We start from the raw sequence: 19,433 nt of genomic DNA, 5'->3' as shown, positions 1-19,433 counted from the left end.
ATATGCCAAAAAAACAGGAAAATATACGTCAAATTAAGATTAACAGATTCTTGTTCAGGACAAAAGTATTTCCGAGCGGACTTAAGAGGTATGTGCTTTCTCAGCTGCTTCCAGCTGGCAATTTTTGCAAACACCATGGAAGGTAAGTCGGTGATCTTTCACTTGAAAACCCCAATCATTTTGGACGATCTTTTCCACGTCTTCCAATAAATCATCTTCTATTTCCTCAACAGAACCACATTCCATACAAACAAGATGGTGATGAAAATGAGCTGCGCCTTCTTTTCTTAAATCGTATCTGGACACACCATCACCAAAGTTTATTTTGTCGACTATTTTAAGTTCCGATAACAATTCTAAAGTACGATAAACAGTAGCCAAACCTATTTCAGGGGCTTTTTCTTTAACAAGAAGGTAGACATCCTCTGCACTCAAATGATCCTCTTCCCGTTCCAACAGAACGCGTACAGTAGCCTCCCGTTGAGGGGTCAATTTATAACTTTGTGCGTGCAGCTGTTTTTTTATCCGGTCGATTCGATGTTCCAAGTCCCATCCCTCCCTCATAATACCAACTTTATTATAAGCAGACATGGAACCAGTGTCAAATTATAATAATTATAATCTGTTATTTATATTTATTATAATTTGATAAAAGTTATTGATAAATCCATTCTATTACCACCTGCATAGCCGGTTTCGATACAAAGGATTCCACCAAAGAAGCGACGGCTACAAACAACAAAAGCGTCATGAATGACATGCTGTATTTTGCGAATGGCTGCAATATCGGTTGTTGCGAGCGCCGGGTGAATAATTTACGTAAGAGAGTGAGCGAAAAAATCATAGCAAGGCTTCCGGCTATCAAGTACGCTGGGATAATCAAGAGATTTTGCGGTGCAATAGAAGCAGCGGCAAACAATAATCCTTTCCAGCCCATTTGATTGACAAAAAAACCAACAGAAAACCCGACTACCAGTCCTTTTACGAACAGCATTACCCAAATTACAGGCAGCCCGATGATCGACAAACCTAACAGGAATAACAATAGCAAGTATTTTAAATGATAAAAAATACTTGATTTGAAAACCTCCTGACTGTCTGCTATGGTGCCATCCATTATTTGGCCAAAGAAACGGTCGAGATAAAAAAATAAATCTTCCCTTTGAATAAAGTTCATACTGTTAACGATTATGGCGCCAAAAATGATGCCGATCAAAAAAAGGATGAGCATAAAAAAGTAAATGGCTGCGTGCTCTCTTATATGGCTTGCGATCAGGTTCCGGTTTTTATACATAATATCCCCCATCATCTCATTGATAGTTTTGGTTATACTTCAAATCTATGAGGGATAAGGAATAATTAGACCAAAAAATAGACCCAGTTAAGGCAGCTTAATCCTACCATATCTTCCTCCTCCGCCGGGTACAGCTTTTAGTTTGCCTTCTCTCATGGCAATGATTGCTTCTGCCAGTTTATTGGAAACGACTTTTTCTAGTGCTTGTTTGCTAGTATGGTGCAAGATATCCATTTCGGTTCCGAAAGCGTCCAGCAATTTATGTAGCGATTTGGGACCGAGGGTCGGCAAATATTCCAGCGGGACCTGATGAATGTAGGGTGGCCTCGAAGGAAAAGTAGCGGCGTCAGCCAACTCACTGATTCTATCTGCTACTCCTTTGACCAACTTGCCGCTACCGCAATTTCTGCAAACCTGTCCTTCCTTAACCGGATGGAAACAATCCGAACAAACGGTTTCATGATATTTACCCAGCAGTGGATTCATCCCATAATTGGCTTCTATGCTCCGTCCATTCACCTGATGCAAAGCCCGATCCAATTCTTGAAAAGAAGGGGTCCCCATTCGTACTTTCTGATACTCCCGGCCAATTTTGGCAAGCGAATGAGCGTCGGAGTTTGATAAGAAAGAATACGAGTGCAGTTCATCAATTTGATCAGCCATTTTCGTATCTGCACTCAAACCGAGTTCTATGCCATCTATCAAATCAGGATCCAATACTTCTGTCAGCGACTGTTTCACTCCTTTTCCATATAAGCTTTTAAACGGAGTGAAGACGTGGGCCGGGATAAAAAGTCCTGAAAGTTCTTTCACCTTGTACTGAAGCTGCTTAGCGGTTCCGTAATAGCGTTGGGAGCTAAGATGGATATTTGTCACTCGCTCTTTCAACCAATTCGTGAACAGTTGCATGCGTTCCAAGTCAGGCAAAAAGCAAAGCACATGAATCGGGCCTTGACACATCGAATCATATACTTCCACCTCTGAACCGAGGATTAAGGTGGTGCGTTCATACTGGATTCCGCCATCTGCCAAACGCCATGCACCATGGTTGGCCATTAATTCCCTCAATTCCGATTGTACAGCTGGAACATGACTGTCTATTACACCGACTAGATCCATGCCTTTATGTCTGCTCGCTTCCACCAGAATGTTTGACAATGTTAGTGACTTTGCCCCTGTTGTTTTTACCGGCTTGTGGTTCATGTCGCGGCCGATATGAATATGTAAATCGGCAAAATAGCTGGATAACGCCATTTCACTTACTCTCCAGAAGCCGTAAATACAATACAGCATAAGCTGTTTTCACATCATGTATCCGTTGATCTTTGACGAGCTGCTCTGCTTCCTCCAGACTTAGTTCCAGTATATCGACGAATTCATCCTCATCTCCTGCAACCTCTTCCTCCAGCAGGCGGAGATCTTTGGTAATGTAAAGGTGGATGATTTCATCGGCGAAACCAGGTGAAGTATAAAAAGAGGTAAGAAAAGTCAGCTCATTGGTCGTATAACCAGTTTCTTCTTCTAATTCCCTTTTGGCAGTGATTTCCGGCTTTTCACCCGGTTCCAGTTTACCGGCAGGAATTTCCACCAGTGTCTTTTCCAGCGGCTTTCGGTATTGCTCTACAAAAAGGATTTTGTTGTCCTTTGTCACCGGAATAACCGCTACTGCTCCTGGATGTTTGATGATTTCACGTTTCGACGTCTTTCCGTCAGGCAATGACACTTCATCAACCTGGAGTTTGACCACTTTTCCCTTAAATATTGTTTCAGAAGCTATAGTACGTTCTTCAAATTTATCCATGTATATCCTCCTAGGACCTTATTTTAAAGCCGTTTTCTAAAAAGATTGGTGTTTAAACATAAACTGCAATTTAAATGTTTAACGGAACTATCTCAAATTTTCTATGTCACTGTTTTCTGTGTATAAAGACTATCAAGCAACATTCACCTGAGAGCATAAATAGTGTAACATAGATGCCTTGTCAGATTCTTCTCATTTGTCATTCAGATGTCCGTTTCCTTACAATAGAAACAAAACAGAATCAGGAGGAGATAGAATGGATAAACGGCAAATCGGCAAATCCGACCTCTTTGTGTCTCAAGTCGGACTCGGCTGTATGTCCCTTGGAACAGACGAAAAGAAAGCTGAATATATCATAGAGGAAGCACTGGATTCAGGGATTAATTACTTAGACACAGCTGACCTATATGACCTGGGAAAAAATGAAGAAATCGTCGGCAAAGCATTAAAAGGAAAAAGGGATCGGGTTATCCTTGCGACAAAAGTCGGAAACCACTTCAACAACCAGAATGGAGATTGGTTCTGGGATCCTTCGAAAAAGTATATTAAATCAGAAGTAAAAGAAAGTTTACGAAGACTGGGCACCGAATATATCGATTTATATCAATTACACGGAGGAACGATCGATGATCCCATTGATGAAACAATCGAGGCATTCGAAGAACTGAAACAGGAAGGTGTCATCCGTTATTACGGAATATCTTCCATCCGCCCTAATGTAATAAGGGAATATATTGAAAGATCTTCTATTGTAAGTGTGATGATGCAATACAGTCTATTAGATCGCAGGCCTGAAGAACAGATACTCGACCTTCTCCATGAAAATAACATCAGCGTGCTGGCAAGAGGCCCGCTGGCCAAAGGGATGCTAAGCGACCAGGCACACGAAAAAGTTGCATCGAAAGGGAAAGATGGATATCTTGATTACAGCCTTGAAGAACTCCAAACAATTACGGAGCGTCTAAAAGCGTACACCGGCAGTGATAGAACGAGAACAGCACTAGCGCTTCAGTATGTCTTGCAGCATCCTGCTGTGGCGTCAGCCGTATTTGGTGCAAGCAGTTCCCGTCAGCTTCAGGACAACCTGTCTATTCAGAGCGCTGAACCATTGACAACTGAAGATGTTAACCAGTTGAAATCCATCAGCAAACCGATACAATATACCCAGCACCGCTAAGCAAGTTATGATAATAAGGCTACTGGAAAAGCAAAAACCGAACGATGAGCCGAGATACAAAGCTTTCGGACTCGTTCGGTTTTTTTGTTCATTTGTTGTTTGTCTCATGGCGTTGATAGTCGAATGCTAGCAGATAGACTTTTACAACTTTCTACCCTTCTTTTTCCCGTACCTTGTTTATTATCCTATTTCTATTTGATTTAAGATCGTAAAAAGCGCTCAGTTATTTAAATTGATGCCAATCAAGTTCACTATCATTCAGCAGTTCTTCAAAGCTTTTATTGGCCTCTTTTCTTTGACGCTCCTTGATTTTTCTCTGTTTTTCCTGTTCTTGTCTGGCTTTCTCCTCGCTTTTTAGTTGTTTTTTCTTAGATGATAACTGTTGTACTAAATCAGGATTCAAACGGTCCTTTAGTGAATGGATATCATCATTCAATCTTTTCTGGCCCATTAGACTGCCACATCCTTTTTAAGTTCCCCCGGCGAAACAAACCCGTTCAAAATTCCTTGTGGACTGGTTAAGCGAAATGTTTGCTGATTAAAATCCAACGTCATTTCTTTTTCAAAAAAAGTTGCCTGCTGTGGATGGATGATGACAGATAAATGCTCGTTTTCTACTTCCAGGTCATCTGGATGTTTAAAACCACGCCATCTGATCGTAGGTACCCCATTCACTCCACAACAGCCCTCTGTATCATAATAAATTTGCAAAAATCCTTGTTTATCTTCCTTCATCTCTTGTTGCAATCGGTTCAGTGCAGCCTCTGTAATAGTCAAATGCATTGGCGCACACCTCCTTTACATGTACATCTCCATTATAACAATCCCCATTGAACAATTCATTCTTGCCAAACTATTTTTTGTTAAATTGATTCTTCAATAGTTTCTCCATCAAGCCCGGTGAAACTTGATAGAGCTTGCTTCCGATTTCCATCCATCGCGGTAAATTGATTTCCCGTTTTTTCCTGAACAGATTGGACACAATCTGTTCTGCTACCGTATCCGCCTTCAGCATATACCTTTCTATCGATTGACGATAGTTGCCGGAAGGATCGGCATAATCAAAAAAACGAGTGGCGATTGGGCCAGGATTAACAGTTGTAACAAAAACCCCCCGCCCTTCCACTTCCAGTCGCAGCGCATTGGAGAATCCGACAACAGCATGCTTGCTCGCACTATATACGGACGATTTAGGAGTTGCTAGTTTACCTGCCTGGGATGCTATATTTACAATATGGCCATCGTTATTTCGCAAAAAGTACGGCAGTATGTTATAGACGGTTTTAATCAACGCTGTCACATTGAGCTGCAGCATATTTTCAATATCCTCCCAATTCGCGTCGGTTAAATAATCAAAAACCCCAAATCCGGCATTATTGACCAATCCATGAATCGGCTGATGGCGGGATACTATTTTTCCCAACACTTCATCCAACTGATTAATTTCAGTCAAATCCGCAATATAAAAAGGGACTTCTCCGCCAAGTATCTCCGCCAACTCTTCAGCGAGTCTCTTTAGTCGTACTTCCGACCGTGCGATTAAAATCGGTGTCCCACCTTGTTCGGCTATCTTTCTGGCAATTTGTTCACCTAAACCGCTTGAAGCTCCGGTGATGAGAATCTTTTTTCCTGTAATTCTGTTATTCACTCATATCACTCACTTCTTAATAAAAACTTATAAATACCGTTTACTTTTGTCCGCTGAACTTCCCGACAATCCTCTAGATAATCCAGCTGGCCGATTGTTTCAGACATCGTCAATCCAAATTCTTTATCAATCTGATTGGGAAATAACCTTTCACAAATTTGAAATGCGGTTTTACTGCCATCTTCAAGTATTTCTCTTACCCGGTCCGCTCGTTGTTCCTGTTTCTTCAACCGCTTATCAATTAATGACTCTGCTTCCGTGAAGATAGGTCCATGTCCCGGGTAAACAGTATGTATCCCAAGCTCTTTACAACGAATCAGAGCACTGCGATATTGCAACATTGGTTTTGGACGGTCCATCCCTGGTTCGGTCGGAGGCTCCAATAAGGGATTTGATGAAATGTGGGAAAGCAAATGATCCCCGCCAATAAAAGCGCCCGATGCTTCCTGATAAAAAGATATATGACTTTGCGCATGACCTGGTGTTTCAACCACTCGGTACTCCTCATGACCAGGAAGGTGATCTCCCTCGGTTAGGTATTCAGAAAGCTCACCTTTGCCCGCAAAACGAAGAGGTGACCGAAGTGTTCTTAAAAATGCTTGATAAGATTCCGGAACTCCCGACTCTATGTATAAATCATGAAAGAACTGTTCATACCGTTGGAAATACGCTTCCTCACGCTTTAGCCAAACATCATTCAATGCATGCCCATATATGGCCTTTAACCTGGGAAATTCTTCCGTAAATCCGATATGGTCGGGGTGGTGGTGAGTCAAAATAAGCTGTTCAATATCATTCGGTGTATAACCGAACTTTTTCAAGCCGTTCAATAATGCTTCCCAAGCCTGTTTTGTCTTTGTCCCGGCATCGATCAACGACAATGTGTCCCCTTTAATCAAGTAAACATGAGCGTCCCCGACAGCAAAAGGAGTCGGAACAGTTATCTGATAGATATTCGATTCAGCCATAATACAACGCCTCCAAAAATGAATGACTGTTCAGTTTTATAATCATTGTACGCTTTTTTCCTTGGAAAGTCATCCTTTATGCAAAATAGCGAAAGAGAATAGAACGTCACTAAATCCTACTGAAAAAACCGAACGAGTTCGAATACTTTGATTTCGAATCGTCGTTCGGTTTTGAGTAGATCTCCGTTACTTACTCTTTACTTTGTAGCAATGACTCGATCGTAAACTTTACAATTTCCGGTAAGAAACCAAAGCTGTAAGTCAGTTCTAAGCGTTCTGTCCACTGGTGCGGATCCTTACCGAGTGGCCCTACATTGAGTATCGGCATTGTAATCTGTTCCATTACATCCTCTGGTAATACGAACCCTTTGTTCTGAAGCGGCATATTTTCTGTTAGAGGTGACAAACTGCCGTCTGAAGCTACCGGTCCGATATAGCTCAAATCAGACAAGCCTGGAAAATACTCCACTGTTTGTAATGGAATTCCATAATTATTTCTGACATAATCCCTAACCGTTTCCGCAGTATTGGCTATGTAATCATCATGATGAGAGGTAACAGCTGGATAAAAAGGAGGACTATAGAATAACACGATCATCGGCGCATAATCTTTACATAGTGCGGCCAGCTCCTGTACCAACAAAGTAGAAAAATCTCTATCCCCTGAATCCCTTTTTTTAATCAACAAATTTTGGCGTCTTTCCACTTCTTCTCTGCCAAACTGAGCAACAGCGAGACTATAAAGCTCCTCATAATGAAACACATTCACATGGAACTCCGGCTTGATAAAATCAGCAGCCATACGAGAATATTTATCAACTTTCTCATCGTAATGACTTTCAATCGCAGAAGCTGCCTTTCGGGCCGCTTTATACAATTTTTCATTTATCGTTTCAATCGACTGCTTTAAATAATGCACATTATACATTGAAACAGCTGAAACGGGCGTCTGAACGGAATATTCTTCTTTTAAATCACGTTGCATCAGACTGACAGGAGGAGGGGTAATTTCTTCTCCCACCTTTTCAACAAAAGATTCATTCAACTCCAGCTCTTCTGATAAGAAACTGATCATCAAATTGGCGTTCAATCCGGCAAACGGTTCACCGACATGGGTTTCTTTTCCATAACATAAAAATCCAGGAAGAACCTTGCCAATCGAACCAGTATACATGTAATAGTTTTTATCACCGGGATACTTGCTGAACATCGGCTCACCATTCAGACATGCCCGGTAACGAAGTCCGTGTTCATCTCTCAACCTTTTCAAAACCGGCAAGGCAGTGATCATTCCGAGCGAATTCACTTCTTCATCCGGAACCGTGAGCAAAAGAATATTACCATCAAACTCACCAGCGATGGCTTTTTCCAACATAGACAGATGGACAGCTAAACCGGATTTCATGTCCATGGTTCCCCTTCCGAATATCCACTCTCCAGCTGTTTCTAAATCCTGCTGAACAAGTCCTGGAAGCTCTGCTTTGCGTTTTACCAATTCAGCTGTCAATTCCTGAGGATGGAAAGCGAGATTTTTCAGTGACCCATAATCATCAATACCGACGACATCAAAATGACTAAGCAGGATAACCGTATCGGTTTCTTCCTGCTGTTTTACCAAAGCCGTCAATAACTGTCTTCCATCCTTTAAAGGATGCAGACTCAATAAATCAGGGTTGTTTTTAAAGTATTCCTTTTGCCGCAGGGTGTAAAACAAATATTCCGCCAAAGCTAGCTCATCTTCACTGCCGCTGATACTAGGATATCGTACCAGCGAACAGAGCAAGTCTGTTAGTTGCTCCTTCGTCTGCCATTCTTGCATGCGGTTGATTCCTCCCCTTTACATTGACTTTTCAACAGAAATCCCACACAATTTAACCATACTTACAGGATGAGGTGAAACGTTTGAAAACGCTAGTGTATGCTCACCGCGGCGCTAGTAAACTGGCTCCGGAGAACACCATGCCTGCTTTTCAGCTCGCTTATGAAATGGGAGCGGAAGGCATCGAGACAGATGTCCAGTTATCCAAGGACGGCATCCCTGTTCTGATTCATGATGAGTCGGTCAGAAGAACGACTAACGCCGTTGGCTTTGTCCAAGATTATACATTTGAACAGCTGCGAAAGCTAGATGCTGGCTCGTGGTTATCAGAAAAATACGAAAATACCCCGATTATTTCGCTGGAAGAATTCCTTATCTGGGCGCAGTCAAAGCAGCTTCAATTAAATATCGAATTAAAGAATAACGTGATTGACTATGAAAATATGGAGAAAAAAGTTTACGACCTGTTATGCAAATATAAAGTCGTCAATCGAACGACGATATCCAGCTTTAATCCCGTAAGCATCGAACGGTTTAAGCAAATCGATAGAAAAATCGCAACTGCTCTGTTAACATCACAGAGAATAAGCGGACTGGTCAATTATACGGCAGGACTTGGTGCGAAAGCATTACATATCAAATATCGTTTGCTGAACAGTAAGGTTGTCGAACAGTGTCGGGATAGAGAAATGAAACTCCGCATCTATACAATCAATCGTATTGGGGCAATGAAGAAATGTTATCAGCTACAAGTTGACGCTATTTTTACCGATGTCCCTGATAAAGCAATCGAACAGCGCCGGTTATTCGAGCAACTAAATCAACAGGATTAAAACAAACAGGAGGTACAAAAAATGCCTAATAAACTTTTTACCCCTATTACATTTGGCGATGTCACCTTAAAAAATAGAATTGTCATGTCCCCGATGTGCATGTATTCTAGTGAACCAGAAGATGGAACTGTCCAGCCCTTCCATATCGCCCATTATGAGTCTCGAGCTGCAGGACAGACAGGTTTGATAATGGTAGAAGCAACAGCTGTCCAGCAAGCCGGACGAATTTCTGCCAAAGACTTGGGAATCTGGGATGACAAGCATATCGATGGATTGAAAAAAATCAGTGACAGGGTTCATGTCCATGGCGCAAAAAGCAGCCTACAGCTGGCTCATGCCGGAAGAAAAGCGGAAGATGAACAGAAAAGTTATAGTGCAAGTCCGCTTGCATTCAATGAAAACTATCAAACCCCCATTGAAATGAGCAAGGAGGATATCGCCGATACAGTTGAAGCGTTTAAACAAGGAGCACGAAGAGCAAAGCTTGCCGGTTTCGATATCATTGAAATTCATGCTGCTCACGGGTACTTAATCAATCAGTATTTGTCCCCTCTTACCAATCAACGGAACGATCAGTATGGCGGAAGCAAAGAAAATCGGTACCGGATTCTCTTTGAAATCATTGAAGCAGTGAAAACAGTATGGAATGGCCCTGTCTTTGTTAGGATTTCAGCAAATGAATATGCAGAAGGCGGGAACACCATGGATGACTTTGTTTATTTTGCCGAACAAATGAAGCAGCAAGGCATCGATTTGATTGACTGCAGTTCAGGAGGAGTCGTACCAGCAAGAATAACTTCTTATCCCGGCTATCAAGTCCCCGGTGCAGATACCATCAAGCATCAGGCGGAAATTTCTACAGGCGCTGTCGGATTAATCACGACAGGTATCCAGGCAGAAGAAATCCTGCAGAATGATCGCGCAGATTTAATCTTTCTAGCCCGGGCATTATTAAGAAATCCATATTGGCCTAAGGCCGCTGCGGATGAGTTAGGCCATACAATAGAGGCACCAAAGCAATATCAACGCGGCTGGAGGTGAGTTGGGAGGGAAAACATGGATGTAGTATTTTTAGGAACAGGAGCTGGCCTGCCTTCAAAGGAAAGAAACGTATCTTCCATTGCTCTGCGCATGCTGCAGGAAATCCAAAGTATCTGGCTTTTTGATTGCGGGGAGGCAACACAGCATCAAATTCTTCACACCACAATCAAACCTAGAAAAATAGATAAAATCTTTATCACCCACTTACATGGAGATCACATCTATGGATTGCCTGGTATGCTAAGCAGCAGGTCCTTTCAAAGCGGGGAGACTCCTGTGACTATTTTCGGCCCTAAAGGACTAAAAGAATTTATCGAGACCAGTTTACAGGTGAGTGGAACTACTCTTACGTATCCGTTATTCGTAGAAGAAGTCAGTGAAGGACTACTATTCGAAAATGAACTGTTTGAAGTCACGGCAAAAAAATTGTCCCACGGCATCAAGAGTTTTGGCTACCGTATAACAGAAAAAGCCCGTCCGGGAGAACTCCAACCGGAAAAACTCAAAGCAGCAGGTATCTTGCCGGGTCCTATCTATCAACAAATCAAGGAAAAAGAACAAGTTACTTTAGCTGATGGCAGAACAATTTCACGAAGCGATTATACCGGCCCAGATAAACCTGGCCGGGTGATTACCATACTCGGCGATACGAGATACCTTCCCGATTTAAAGGATTTCGCACAAGGATCTGACTTATTAATCCATGAGGCAACTTTTAAAGCCGAGGATGAAGCGTTGGCGTTTGATTATTTTCATTCAACAAGCAGGCAGGCTGCCCGGATTGCGAAAGCTGCTGCAGTTAACAAGCTCGTCCTCACCCACATTTCTTCTCGTTATCAAGGAGAAATACAAGAACAGCTGCTGGCCGAAGCGCAAGAGATATTTCCCAACACTGCCCTTGCACAGGATTTTCATCAAGAAGAAATACCGCAAAAATAAAAAGCACGTTAGGGATCGTGGATAATAAAGCGCGCGCCCTTACGTGCTTATTTCTATCATTACTGTAGTTTATTCCCTCATATCCTCTCTTTCTTCATTCAATCCGACCATTTTTCATAAGGATAACAAGTGTTTTGCCTCCATGCATTTGGGTATATAAAGGAGTGAAATAACGATTTGATCAAAAAAGATTAACATCTATTGAGAGAGGAAGAAGATAAATGTGTCAACACTTCAAAGATCATATCCATCTAAACACTGCGAAAGAAAAACAGTCATACAGTACTACATGCCAGGAGTGTTTTCAAGAAATCCTGAAAAACCCAGACATATTGAAGAGTATCAATCAAGCTAATTAACGAATATATTGAAAGGATAACTTGTAGAGAGACCGGCGGTTTTTCTACAAGTATCTCTTCAAGCTCTTTATACCGATGTTACTACCTTCGGCACTCTTTCCCTAACTTTTATTTTTTCTGTCTATTCGTTGATAATCGTTTAAAAAATCTTTTTGAAAACTAGTACGCGGTTCAACATCCAGCCCTTTACCACCTAATTTTTTAAACGGGTTTTCTCCATATTTTTCTGTTAACTCGTCAATTGTCTTGTAAAGCTTTTCTTTACTTGCTTCTTTTTCGTAAGTAAATAAATCAAGCTGCTGTGCGACTTCCTTTTTCTCCGCCACATCCTGGACAGTGATTCCCAACAATCTTACAGGCTCCTCATTCCAATGCTTTTCAAATAAATCCATACTAACTGCTAAAATCTCCCCATCGTTATCTGTATAATCGGGCAATTTACGACTTCTGGTAATGGTTTTATAATCATGGTACTTCACCATAATTTGGATCCCACGGCCTACAGCCTGCTTTCTTTGCATCCTTCTGACAACATTTCTTGCCAGACGGGTGAACAACTGCCTAATCTCGATAAAATCGATTGTATCCTGCGGCAATGTCTCTGAGCTTCCAATACTTTTGAACTCATGAACTGCATCTGGATCTACTGGACTCGTATCCATCCCTTTAGCACGATTTTGCAACCGTTCGCCATTTATACCCAAAATCCGCTTAAGCTGAAAGGTATCCGCATCGACCAAATCTTTTATGGTAAAAATATTCAATTTATAAAGTTTTTCGGCTGTCTTGCTTCCAATGCCATACATTTCTTCTATAGCCAGCGGCCATAACTTCGTAGCCAAATCCCGTTTTCGCAAAACCGTGATTCCCATTGGTTTTTTCATATCTGAAGCCATTTTAGCGAGGAATTTATTTGGGGCTATTCCGATACTGCAGGGCAAATCCAATTCACTCGCTATTCGATTTTGAATAGCTTCGGCAATTTCCAGAGGGGAACCCAGCTGCTGGCAATCGGTAATATCCATATAACCCTCATCTATCGACACTGGCTGAACAAAGGAAGTAACATCCGCTAATATGTTAAACATCTCCCTTGAAGCCGTACGATACCGGTCAAAATTCGGCCGCATCACCAACAGTTCCGGACATAGCTTTTTCGCTTCCCATAAGGGCATTGTTGTTTTTACGCCTTTTTTTCTTGCTTCGTAACTGCTGGTCACAATGATCCCTTTCCGTTCTTCCGGATTACCGGCTATAGCTATTGCTTTTCCTTTTAATTCTGGATTATATGCCATTTCAACGGACGCATAAAAACTGTTCATATCAACGTGAAAGATAACACGTCCTTTTTTGGGGTACCACTTCGACATAACTTCCACCTTCCAACAGAACGGTTGTTCTACTACTAGTAGTATAGCACATTTTGCCTGTTGAAGCCTTCTTAAACCAATCTGCGAAATAGTAGTAATTGATTGAAACTTTCTTGTAGTGTCGTTCGTTATATTATTCATAGACGACTATAGGCATGAAGTTATTCGATTAATTTTTTGCAACCATACCATTTGAATCGGCTCGGAGAATGGCAGACAAAACAAATAGTATAAGAGGTTCTTTTTTCCAACTCTGTTTTGTCATGAATTGTTCTTTGACAAATGGCTCTCAGAGGAGTTTAATAGAAGTAGTTTGCATAGAAAGAAGGAGGTGAATACAAATGTTGATCGAATTATTGAATGAACTGCTGAGCGAGGCGTCTCCATTTTATTTTTATGTTAGTATGATCCTGGCTATTTACTGTGCGTTTGGGTTTTCGGTGATGACCTTTCCCTCCTTGTCCAAAACCAGTGAAATGGTCACCAGAGATTACCACGCAATTCAGTTTCGACTGCTCCCGGTTGAAAGAAGATTAACCGAGACAGGGGAACTGATTACCTGGATAGCAAGAAAAATAAAACGAAAAGACGGCCCTGAAGATGATACAGATAATCATTCCTTCTCGTTGACCAACCAGAAATATACCCTACGAGGAGGACAACAATGGAGAAACATTCTGTATTCACAACCTTTAAAAAGAGCGGATTTATCTTTATAACCCTTATGCTGTTACTAACTGGATGCCAAGGTGCTTCGGGTGGCAGTTCATCTGGCTGGTTCCATCATTACTTTGTCGACAGTTTTTCGTTTTTGATTAAAAGTGTAGCATCGCTACTAAACGATAACTATGGAGCATCGATAGTTGTCGTTACCTTGCTGATACGATTAGCATTGATGCCGTTGATGCTGAAACAGCAAAAGGGCAGTTATCAAATGCGGGAAAAAATGGCCGTGATGAAACCGGCACTTGACGAAATAAAAGAAAAGTACAACAACAAGACCGACAAGGAATCCAAGACAAAGCAGCAACAGGAAATGATGCAATTATATCAAAAACACGGAATGAACCCTCTCGGTGCTGTAGGATGTTTACCGATGATAATCCAATTTCCGATTTTGATTGGCTTTTACTATGCCATCAGAACAACACCTGAAATAGCTTCTCATACTTTTCTGTGGTTTAACTTAGGGCATACTGACATGGTCATGCCATTTATTGCCGCAGCGATCTACTTTGCTCAATTCAAAGTGACGCAAATCGGAATGGATCCACAGCAACGGAAACAAATGGCTATCATGGGATTATTGTCACCAGTAATGATTGGGTTTGTATCCTTTTCTGCGCCGGCAGCATTGCCTTTGTATTGGACCGTAGGCGGGTTGTTTTTGATATTCCAGACACTATTGGCCAAACGGCTATACCAGCCAAAACAATCCCAACAAGTAGTGGCCTCAGAACAAACAGTGAAATAGGTATTGTAAAGCACTTTCTGGTTTAGCCGGGAAGTGCTTTTCCTTTAAAAAGCCATAGTGTAGAGGTACAAGTCAAACTGGAAACCGTGATGACAGCCTTTTTCAATTTCCCGTCCCCCCTATCTTCCTTCCCATTTTTTTCATTCAGTTGCATTTATTTCTTGAATTGTTATAATATTCTTTGTGTCTATTTCAACTTTTCCCCATCTCGTTGATCCGCCATTTAGTTCCAAAGCTTTTCTCCTGCAGGAATCGTGTTATGTTATTCTGTCTTTTAACAGTTGTTTGGAAACAAAGAACCAATCCCCGAGCCCGAATAATTTGTCACACCACTTTCCGCTCCCTTTCCTTCTGCTTTTTGAACCTTCTTAAGGATTTAGCATTTAACGGAAAAATCAGCCTCTAATGGATGATTTCCCTTTAAATGCCCACACTACAGATAACTAAAAACTTAACTTATCGAATAGAAGAATAAGATTCAACAAAGGAGGATGATGAGTAAATGAAAAAACTGCTTGCTATTTTATTACTAGGATTGTTGTTATTGCTAACAGCATGCGGCGGAGAAGAATCGGACGAAAATACAGATCAACAAGCAAGTGATGAATCACAAGGGGACAAGGGCACCATTTCTATTGGAATGAATAACTGGGCCGAGAACGTGGCAGTGTCAAACATGTGGAAAATCATTCTGGAAGACAAAGGATACAATGTTGAATTGACTTCTGTTGAAAAAGCTTTTCTCTATGAAGCCCTTTCTGCCGGGGATTTAGACATCGGAATGGAAATTTGGCTGCCGAATACTGATAAAGCCTACTATGATAAATACAAGGATGAAATCGATTGGCGGGAAAATTGGTATGAAGGTACTGACTTGGCGCTCGTTGTACCTTCCTATATGAAAAATATCAATAGTATAGAAGACTTGAATGACCATAAGGAGGAATTAGATTCCCAAATAGTTGGTATTGATGCAGGTGCAAGTATCATGTCGTTAACCGAGGAAGTAATTAATGCGTATGATTTGGATTTTGAGCTTGCAAGTTCTTCTGAACCAACAATGTTAACTGAATTGCAAAACAACATTGAAAAGGAAGAACCGATCGTTGTTACCTTATGGAAACCACATTGGTCTTTTGCCGAAATGGATTTAAAAATACTAGAGGATCCAAAAAATGTTTATGGTGATTCAGAAAACATTTCTTATGCGGCCAGAAAAGGACTCGAAGAAGACCAACCAGAGGTTGTTAAGTGGTTTGATAACTTCAAGCTTGATGACGAGCAACTAGGAAGCCTAATGGCAACCATAAATGAGGCGGAATCGGAAGAAGAAGGGGCGCAAGCCTGGATAGATGAACACCAGGATCTGATTTCAGAATGGACGAAATAGCTATGCAAGAAGCCGCGGTACTTTATAGCATACCGCGGCTTCTTGATCTATGTCCCCTATTCCTGCAGCCAATCCCAGGCTTCCGCAAGTTCTTCCTTATCAAAACGCTTCACCGTAATACCTGGCAAATACTTCGCAATTTTTGTGAGAGAATCTACTGAATCTTTGTCTGTCACTGCTGCCAATTTGCTGAATTGTTCCCAATGCTTTGCATCAAACTTTATGCCTTCCACCATGCCCTTCAAGGAAGATCCTTTAATATCATGTATGATGGCCAGCACGTTAAAAGAATTTCCTTCTGGAAAGTGTTCTTTTACATGTTGTTCCAAACGTTCTGCATCCTCTTTTGTGGCCTCACCTTTAAATTGCACTGCGATAGTTTTTTCATCCTGGCTAGGCAGGAAGGATAACATGGAAACACACCTTTCTGTCATGCTTTTCTTATGTTTTACCCGAATTATAGGACTTCTCAAACGATGGATCAGCAGCATTACAAGATTATTACGCTTGTTTCTTCTTCAAGCGTATCGAGTAAGACGATTTCAAACCTTGTATGAATGAATACAGGCGATAAGATGGAAGTATCCTTAAACTACTGATGTTAATCAGCCCTCCCAATTTATACCACGTATGATAATTATCCGGTAATCTCACGCTATGAGTGTAATTGAATTTCGCGGAATTGGAGTGGGAATGATGGATATGCATGAAGAAGACAGAAGTTTCTTTGACCAGGCGATTCTGGATTATAAAGAAGGAAGCAACCGATTGGAAAAAGGCTTGCCGGAAATGACAAAAAGTTATTTCGACTTTACAGAAGCCTGTTTTCAGGACGGCGCAATAGACGGCAAACAAAAACAATTGATCGCACTTGGCATCAGTATTTATGCCCAGGATGAATATTGTATCATGTACCATACCAAGGGTGCTGTAGAACACGGAGCCGAAGAAAACGAAGTAATGGAAACGATTGCTGTAAGTGCCGCTCTAGGTGGTGGTGCAGCCTTTTCGCAAGGTGTCACGCTGGCAATGGAAACATTCGATCACTACCATGATGTAAAACATTGATACATTATTCTGGATACTGCAAAACCAGGCAACATGGCTAAGCATTTATTCATGCAATCTTTGCTTGGTTTTTCATCAGGCATGATTCTAATAAAAACTCACAAATCGTCTCTTTTCAACCCAAAAAAGTTGGTACAATTTTAAGCAACTTTTGATAAGCCTCCATACCATCGTTCCGTGTACGATGGTATGGAGGTGATTTCATGTACACATTGCTAAAGCAAAATAGGAATTTCTGTTATTACTTAATAGGAGGAGGAATTTCCAGGCTCGGCGATATTCTTTCAGGCCTTGCCTTTCTGTTTCTAGCTCACGATTTGACCGGTTCCGGTATCCATACTACCGGCATGGCCATTGCAGAAACAATGCCCTATCTCTTTTTTGGATTAGTCGGTGGTGTGATTGCTGACTGGCTTCCTCGCAAAAGGTTATTGATTAGTTTGGATTTAATCCGCTTTCCTCTTATTCTATCGATTGTTTTGTTAGATACAATCGGTAGCCTTACATACCCATATTTGTTAATTGTCAGCTTTTTGATACAAACAGTTGGCTGCTTTTTCAATCCTGCACACCGGGCAATTCTTCCGTTAATCACAAATAAAGATGAACTTACGGCAGCAAACAGCTTACAAGACAGCATAACAAGGGGTATAACTGTCCTGAGCCCGCTGATCACCGTCTTTTTGATTCAAACCTTCGGAGTGATTCACTTTTTTACCATCGATGCCGTTACCTATTTGATTGGCATCCTATGCCTCATTCGCGTGTATGTTAAAGAAACAAAAAAGGATAGCAATAAGTCAGTTCAGCAACTTTTTTCAACCATTCTTGCTTTTTTTGTTTGGGCAAAACAACATGTAATAATACGCCAAGTGTTCTTTTTTACTTTTTTGACTGTTTTTTTCAATACATGGGTTTGGGAAATTGGGTTGCTGTTGGGACTTGCTGAGCTGACGTCAAACGAGCAATCCATTTATAGTATCCTGCAAGGGATGTTTGGCGGTGTAGTGATTATCACGAACTTAATCCTTCCTTATTTCATCAAAAAAATGACCTTGAAGACTTATTTAACTGGATCAGCTATTTGGGGAAGCGGCATCACCTATTACGGGATTTTGTTCGACGTCGAGCATTTTTACATTGGCTGTGCTATTGTGGGGATCGGGCTGCCCATAGCCGGTCTGGCCCGTGTATATTTATTACAGTCGCTCGTTCCGGAAGAAAAATTAGGCAGGGCATTCAGCTTCAATGCAGTTCTTCTTTACTTAGCTAATACGATTTCTCTTGCGTTATTTGGAATACTCTCTGCCTATATTCCCATCAGATTTTTAATGACTGGATGCGGAGTTGCCATCTTGCTTACCAGCCTTACTTTTTTACTAATAAAAACGGTTGGTTGTTCGGGACTCAGACGGAGCCGTCCCATAGACTTTTTTAAATAATCGGATATATGCTGATACGTTTTTAAAGCCATGGGTCATGGCAATTTGCAAGACAGTTTTATCGGTATGAATCAAATCCGGCTGACTTCGTATCAGCCGGTATAACTGTAACCAGGAGTACGGGGATATACCTGTCCGCTCTTTAAACAGATGAGCAAACTGGTATTTGTTCAACCGGGCTATCTCTGCCATTCCCCTCAATGTCCAATCTTGTTCGTAGCTTTGTTTGATAGCATCGGTCACTAGCTTTAGTACTTCATCTTGTACCACTTCAGGCATTGTCTCCTGGTGTTTTCCCAATCCATACTGGACCATCAGAATAGCAAGCTGGGTAAAACTATTTTCCACCAAGAGTTGATTGACTTCATCTGGTTTTTCGCTATTCCATCCGATAAATTCACGAACAAAACAAGCCCAGCGATCTATTTGTGGATGATAATAAGACACTGCAGCGAATTCCAATTCCCCACTACTAACACTCAGCTCACTGGCTGCCTCTTTTAACAACTTCTGCTCCAATTCGATTAGAAATTTTTCCCCCCACATATGGAGTTGTCTATGTTCCTGCAAGGGATTGAAAATGACAAATTGCTGTTGCCCAATCGTTAAGTCCTGTTGACGAGTTTGATATGTCCCTCCACCTTTTGAGCCAAATATTAATTTATATGTATGATCGCTGCGCCAATCACGTTCTCCTAACTTATCAGAACGCAGTAGGAGCAGTCCGTTTTCGTCTTGGTAAATCATAGCCGACAACCTCTCTATATGATCCACTTTAACCCTTCTAACTGTCATTATATCATTTCGCTG

General features: G+C 41.4%; 21 protein-coding genes. 9 read left to right on the top strand and 12 right to left on the bottom strand.

Going from position 1 to position 19,433, the window contains the following annotated elements:
* Positions 1–81: 81 nt before the first annotated feature.
* The 4 genes from fur to BLR82_RS00440 all read right to left on the bottom strand — a co-directional run bounded on the left by fur (position 82) and on the right by BLR82_RS00440 (position 3,095).
* Positions 82–546: a ferric iron uptake transcriptional regulator gene (gene fur, locus BLR82_RS00455; RefSeq protein ID WP_074597064.1), complete on the bottom strand. Its 465-nt coding sequence runs from the start codon at positions 544–546 to the stop codon at positions 82–84.
* A 109-nt stretch (positions 547–655) separates the two neighbouring features.
* Complete coding sequence (gene spoIIM, locus BLR82_RS00450) at positions 656–1,294, bottom strand: stage II sporulation protein M (protein ID WP_175486734.1); 639 nt, start codon at positions 1,292–1,294, stop codon at positions 656–658.
* Positions 1,295–1,381: 87 nt separating this feature from the next.
* Complete coding sequence (locus BLR82_RS00445; protein WP_074597062.1) at positions 1,382–2,548, bottom strand: endonuclease Q family protein; 1,167 nt, start codon at positions 2,546–2,548, stop codon at positions 1,382–1,384.
* A 1-nt stretch (position 2,549) separates the two neighbouring features.
* Positions 2,550–3,095, bottom strand: coding sequence for an NUDIX domain-containing protein (locus BLR82_RS00440; protein ID WP_074597061.1), 546 nt, complete (start codon positions 3,093–3,095; stop codon positions 2,550–2,552).
* Between the two features lie 256 nt (positions 3,096–3,351).
* On the opposite strand from BLR82_RS00440, the gene BLR82_RS00435 reads away from it, so the two are divergent.
* Positions 3,352–4,272: an aldo/keto reductase gene (locus BLR82_RS00435; protein WP_074597060.1), complete on the top strand. Its 921-nt coding sequence runs from the start codon at positions 3,352–3,354 to the stop codon at positions 4,270–4,272.
* Between the two features lie 223 nt (positions 4,273–4,495).
* On the opposite strand, the gene BLR82_RS00430 is transcribed toward BLR82_RS00435, so the two are convergent.
* From BLR82_RS00430 to BLR82_RS00410, 5 genes are all read right to left on the bottom strand, one after another.
* Complete coding sequence (locus BLR82_RS00430; protein ID WP_074597059.1) at positions 4,496–4,723, bottom strand: YqkE family protein; 228 nt, start codon at positions 4,721–4,723, stop codon at positions 4,496–4,498.
* The gene (locus tag BLR82_RS00425) at positions 4,723–5,055 is read right to left on the bottom strand and encodes an iron-sulfur cluster biosynthesis family protein (protein ID WP_074597058.1); all 333 of its coding nucleotides are present in this window, start codon (positions 5,053–5,055) and stop codon (positions 4,723–4,725) included. Before BLR82_RS00425 ends, BLR82_RS00430 begins: the two co-directional genes overlap by 1 nt.
* A 70-nt stretch (positions 5,056–5,125) precedes the next feature.
* Positions 5,126–5,920, bottom strand: a complete 795-nt coding sequence (locus tag BLR82_RS00420) for an SDR family NAD(P)-dependent oxidoreductase (protein ID WP_074597057.1) — start codon at positions 5,918–5,920, stop codon at positions 5,126–5,128.
* A gap of 5 nt (positions 5,921–5,925) precedes the next feature.
* Complete coding sequence (locus BLR82_RS00415) at positions 5,926–6,888, bottom strand: MBL fold metallo-hydrolase (RefSeq protein WP_074597056.1); 963 nt, start codon at positions 6,886–6,888, stop codon at positions 5,926–5,928.
* A gap of 190 nt (positions 6,889–7,078) precedes the next feature.
* Positions 7,079–8,707: a M20/M25/M40 family metallo-hydrolase gene (locus BLR82_RS00410; RefSeq protein ID WP_074597055.1), complete on the bottom strand. Its 1,629-nt coding sequence runs from the start codon at positions 8,705–8,707 to the stop codon at positions 7,079–7,081.
* A gap of 83 nt (positions 8,708–8,790) precedes the next feature.
* Here BLR82_RS00410 and BLR82_RS00405 point away from each other — a divergent pair, with 83 nt between their 5' ends.
* From BLR82_RS00405 to rnz, 3 genes are read left to right on the top strand one after another with little or no spacing between them, the layout of a single operon-like run.
* Complete coding sequence (locus tag BLR82_RS00405; protein WP_074597054.1) at positions 8,791–9,540, top strand: glycerophosphodiester phosphodiesterase; 750 nt, start codon at positions 8,791–8,793, stop codon at positions 9,538–9,540.
* Positions 9,541–9,561: 21 nt separating this feature from the next.
* Positions 9,562–10,581: an NADPH dehydrogenase NamA gene (gene namA / locus BLR82_RS00400; RefSeq protein ID WP_074597053.1), complete on the top strand. Its 1,020-nt coding sequence runs from the start codon at positions 9,562–9,564 to the stop codon at positions 10,579–10,581.
* A 15-nt stretch (positions 10,582–10,596) separates the two neighbouring features.
* Complete coding sequence (gene rnz / locus BLR82_RS00395) at positions 10,597–11,520, top strand: ribonuclease Z (protein WP_074597052.1); 924 nt, start codon at positions 10,597–10,599, stop codon at positions 11,518–11,520.
* A gap of 460 nt (positions 11,521–11,980) precedes the next feature.
* Here rnz and BLR82_RS00390 read toward each other — a convergent pair whose 3' ends face one another.
* Positions 11,981–13,249, bottom strand: coding sequence for a DNA polymerase IV (locus tag BLR82_RS00390; protein WP_074597051.1), 1,269 nt, complete (start codon positions 13,247–13,249; stop codon positions 11,981–11,983).
* 341 nt (positions 13,250–13,590) lie between these two features.
* Between BLR82_RS00390 and BLR82_RS00385 the strand changes: the two genes are divergently transcribed.
* The 3 genes from BLR82_RS00385 to BLR82_RS00375 all read left to right on the top strand — a co-directional run bounded on the left by BLR82_RS00385 (position 13,591) and on the right by BLR82_RS00375 (position 16,113).
* Positions 13,591–13,968 (top strand): hypothetical protein, encoded by a 378-nt coding sequence (locus tag BLR82_RS00385; RefSeq protein ID WP_074597050.1) that lies wholly within the window; start codon positions 13,591–13,593, stop codon positions 13,966–13,968.
* Complete coding sequence (yidC, locus tag BLR82_RS00380) at positions 13,914–14,723, top strand: membrane protein insertase YidC (RefSeq protein WP_074597049.1); 810 nt, start codon at positions 13,914–13,916, stop codon at positions 14,721–14,723. Before BLR82_RS00385 ends, yidC begins: the two co-directional genes overlap by 55 nt.
* A gap of 502 nt (positions 14,724–15,225) precedes the next feature.
* Positions 15,226–16,113, top strand: coding sequence for a glycine betaine ABC transporter substrate-binding protein (locus BLR82_RS00375; protein ID WP_074597048.1), 888 nt, complete (start codon positions 15,226–15,228; stop codon positions 16,111–16,113).
* Positions 16,114–16,169: 56 nt separating this feature from the next.
* Here the strand turns inward: BLR82_RS00375 and BLR82_RS00370 are convergent, their stop codons facing one another.
* Positions 16,170–16,526 (bottom strand): SpoIIAA family protein, encoded by a 357-nt coding sequence (locus tag BLR82_RS00370; protein WP_074597047.1) that lies wholly within the window; start codon positions 16,524–16,526, stop codon positions 16,170–16,172.
* 283 nt (positions 16,527–16,809) lie between these two features.
* On the opposite strand from BLR82_RS00370, the gene BLR82_RS00365 reads away from it, so the two are divergent.
* Positions 16,810–17,181 carry a carboxymuconolactone decarboxylase family protein gene (locus BLR82_RS00365; protein ID WP_245693614.1) on the top strand — a complete coding sequence of 124 codons (372 nt, stop codon included), beginning with the start codon at positions 16,810–16,812 and terminating at the stop codon, positions 17,179–17,181.
* Positions 17,182–17,384: 203 nt separating this feature from the next.
* Positions 17,385–18,623, top strand: coding sequence for an MFS transporter (locus BLR82_RS00360; RefSeq protein ID WP_074597046.1), 1,239 nt, complete (start codon positions 17,385–17,387; stop codon positions 18,621–18,623).
* Here the strand turns inward: BLR82_RS00360 and BLR82_RS20520 are convergent.
* Complete coding sequence (locus BLR82_RS20520; RefSeq protein WP_175486733.1) at positions 18,561–19,397, bottom strand: helix-turn-helix transcriptional regulator; 837 nt, start codon at positions 19,395–19,397, stop codon at positions 18,561–18,563. The two genes, BLR82_RS00360 and BLR82_RS20520, sit on opposite strands and share 63 nt — an antisense overlap.
* Positions 19,398–19,433 lie beyond the last annotated feature (36 nt).

The sequence above is a fragment of the Sediminibacillus halophilus genome (genome assembly GCF_900103695.1).
GTDB classification, from domain to species: Bacteria; Bacillota; Bacilli; order Bacillales; family Amphibacillaceae; genus Sediminibacillus; species Sediminibacillus halophilus.
This window is presented reverse-complemented; position numbering and strand designations above follow the sequence as displayed.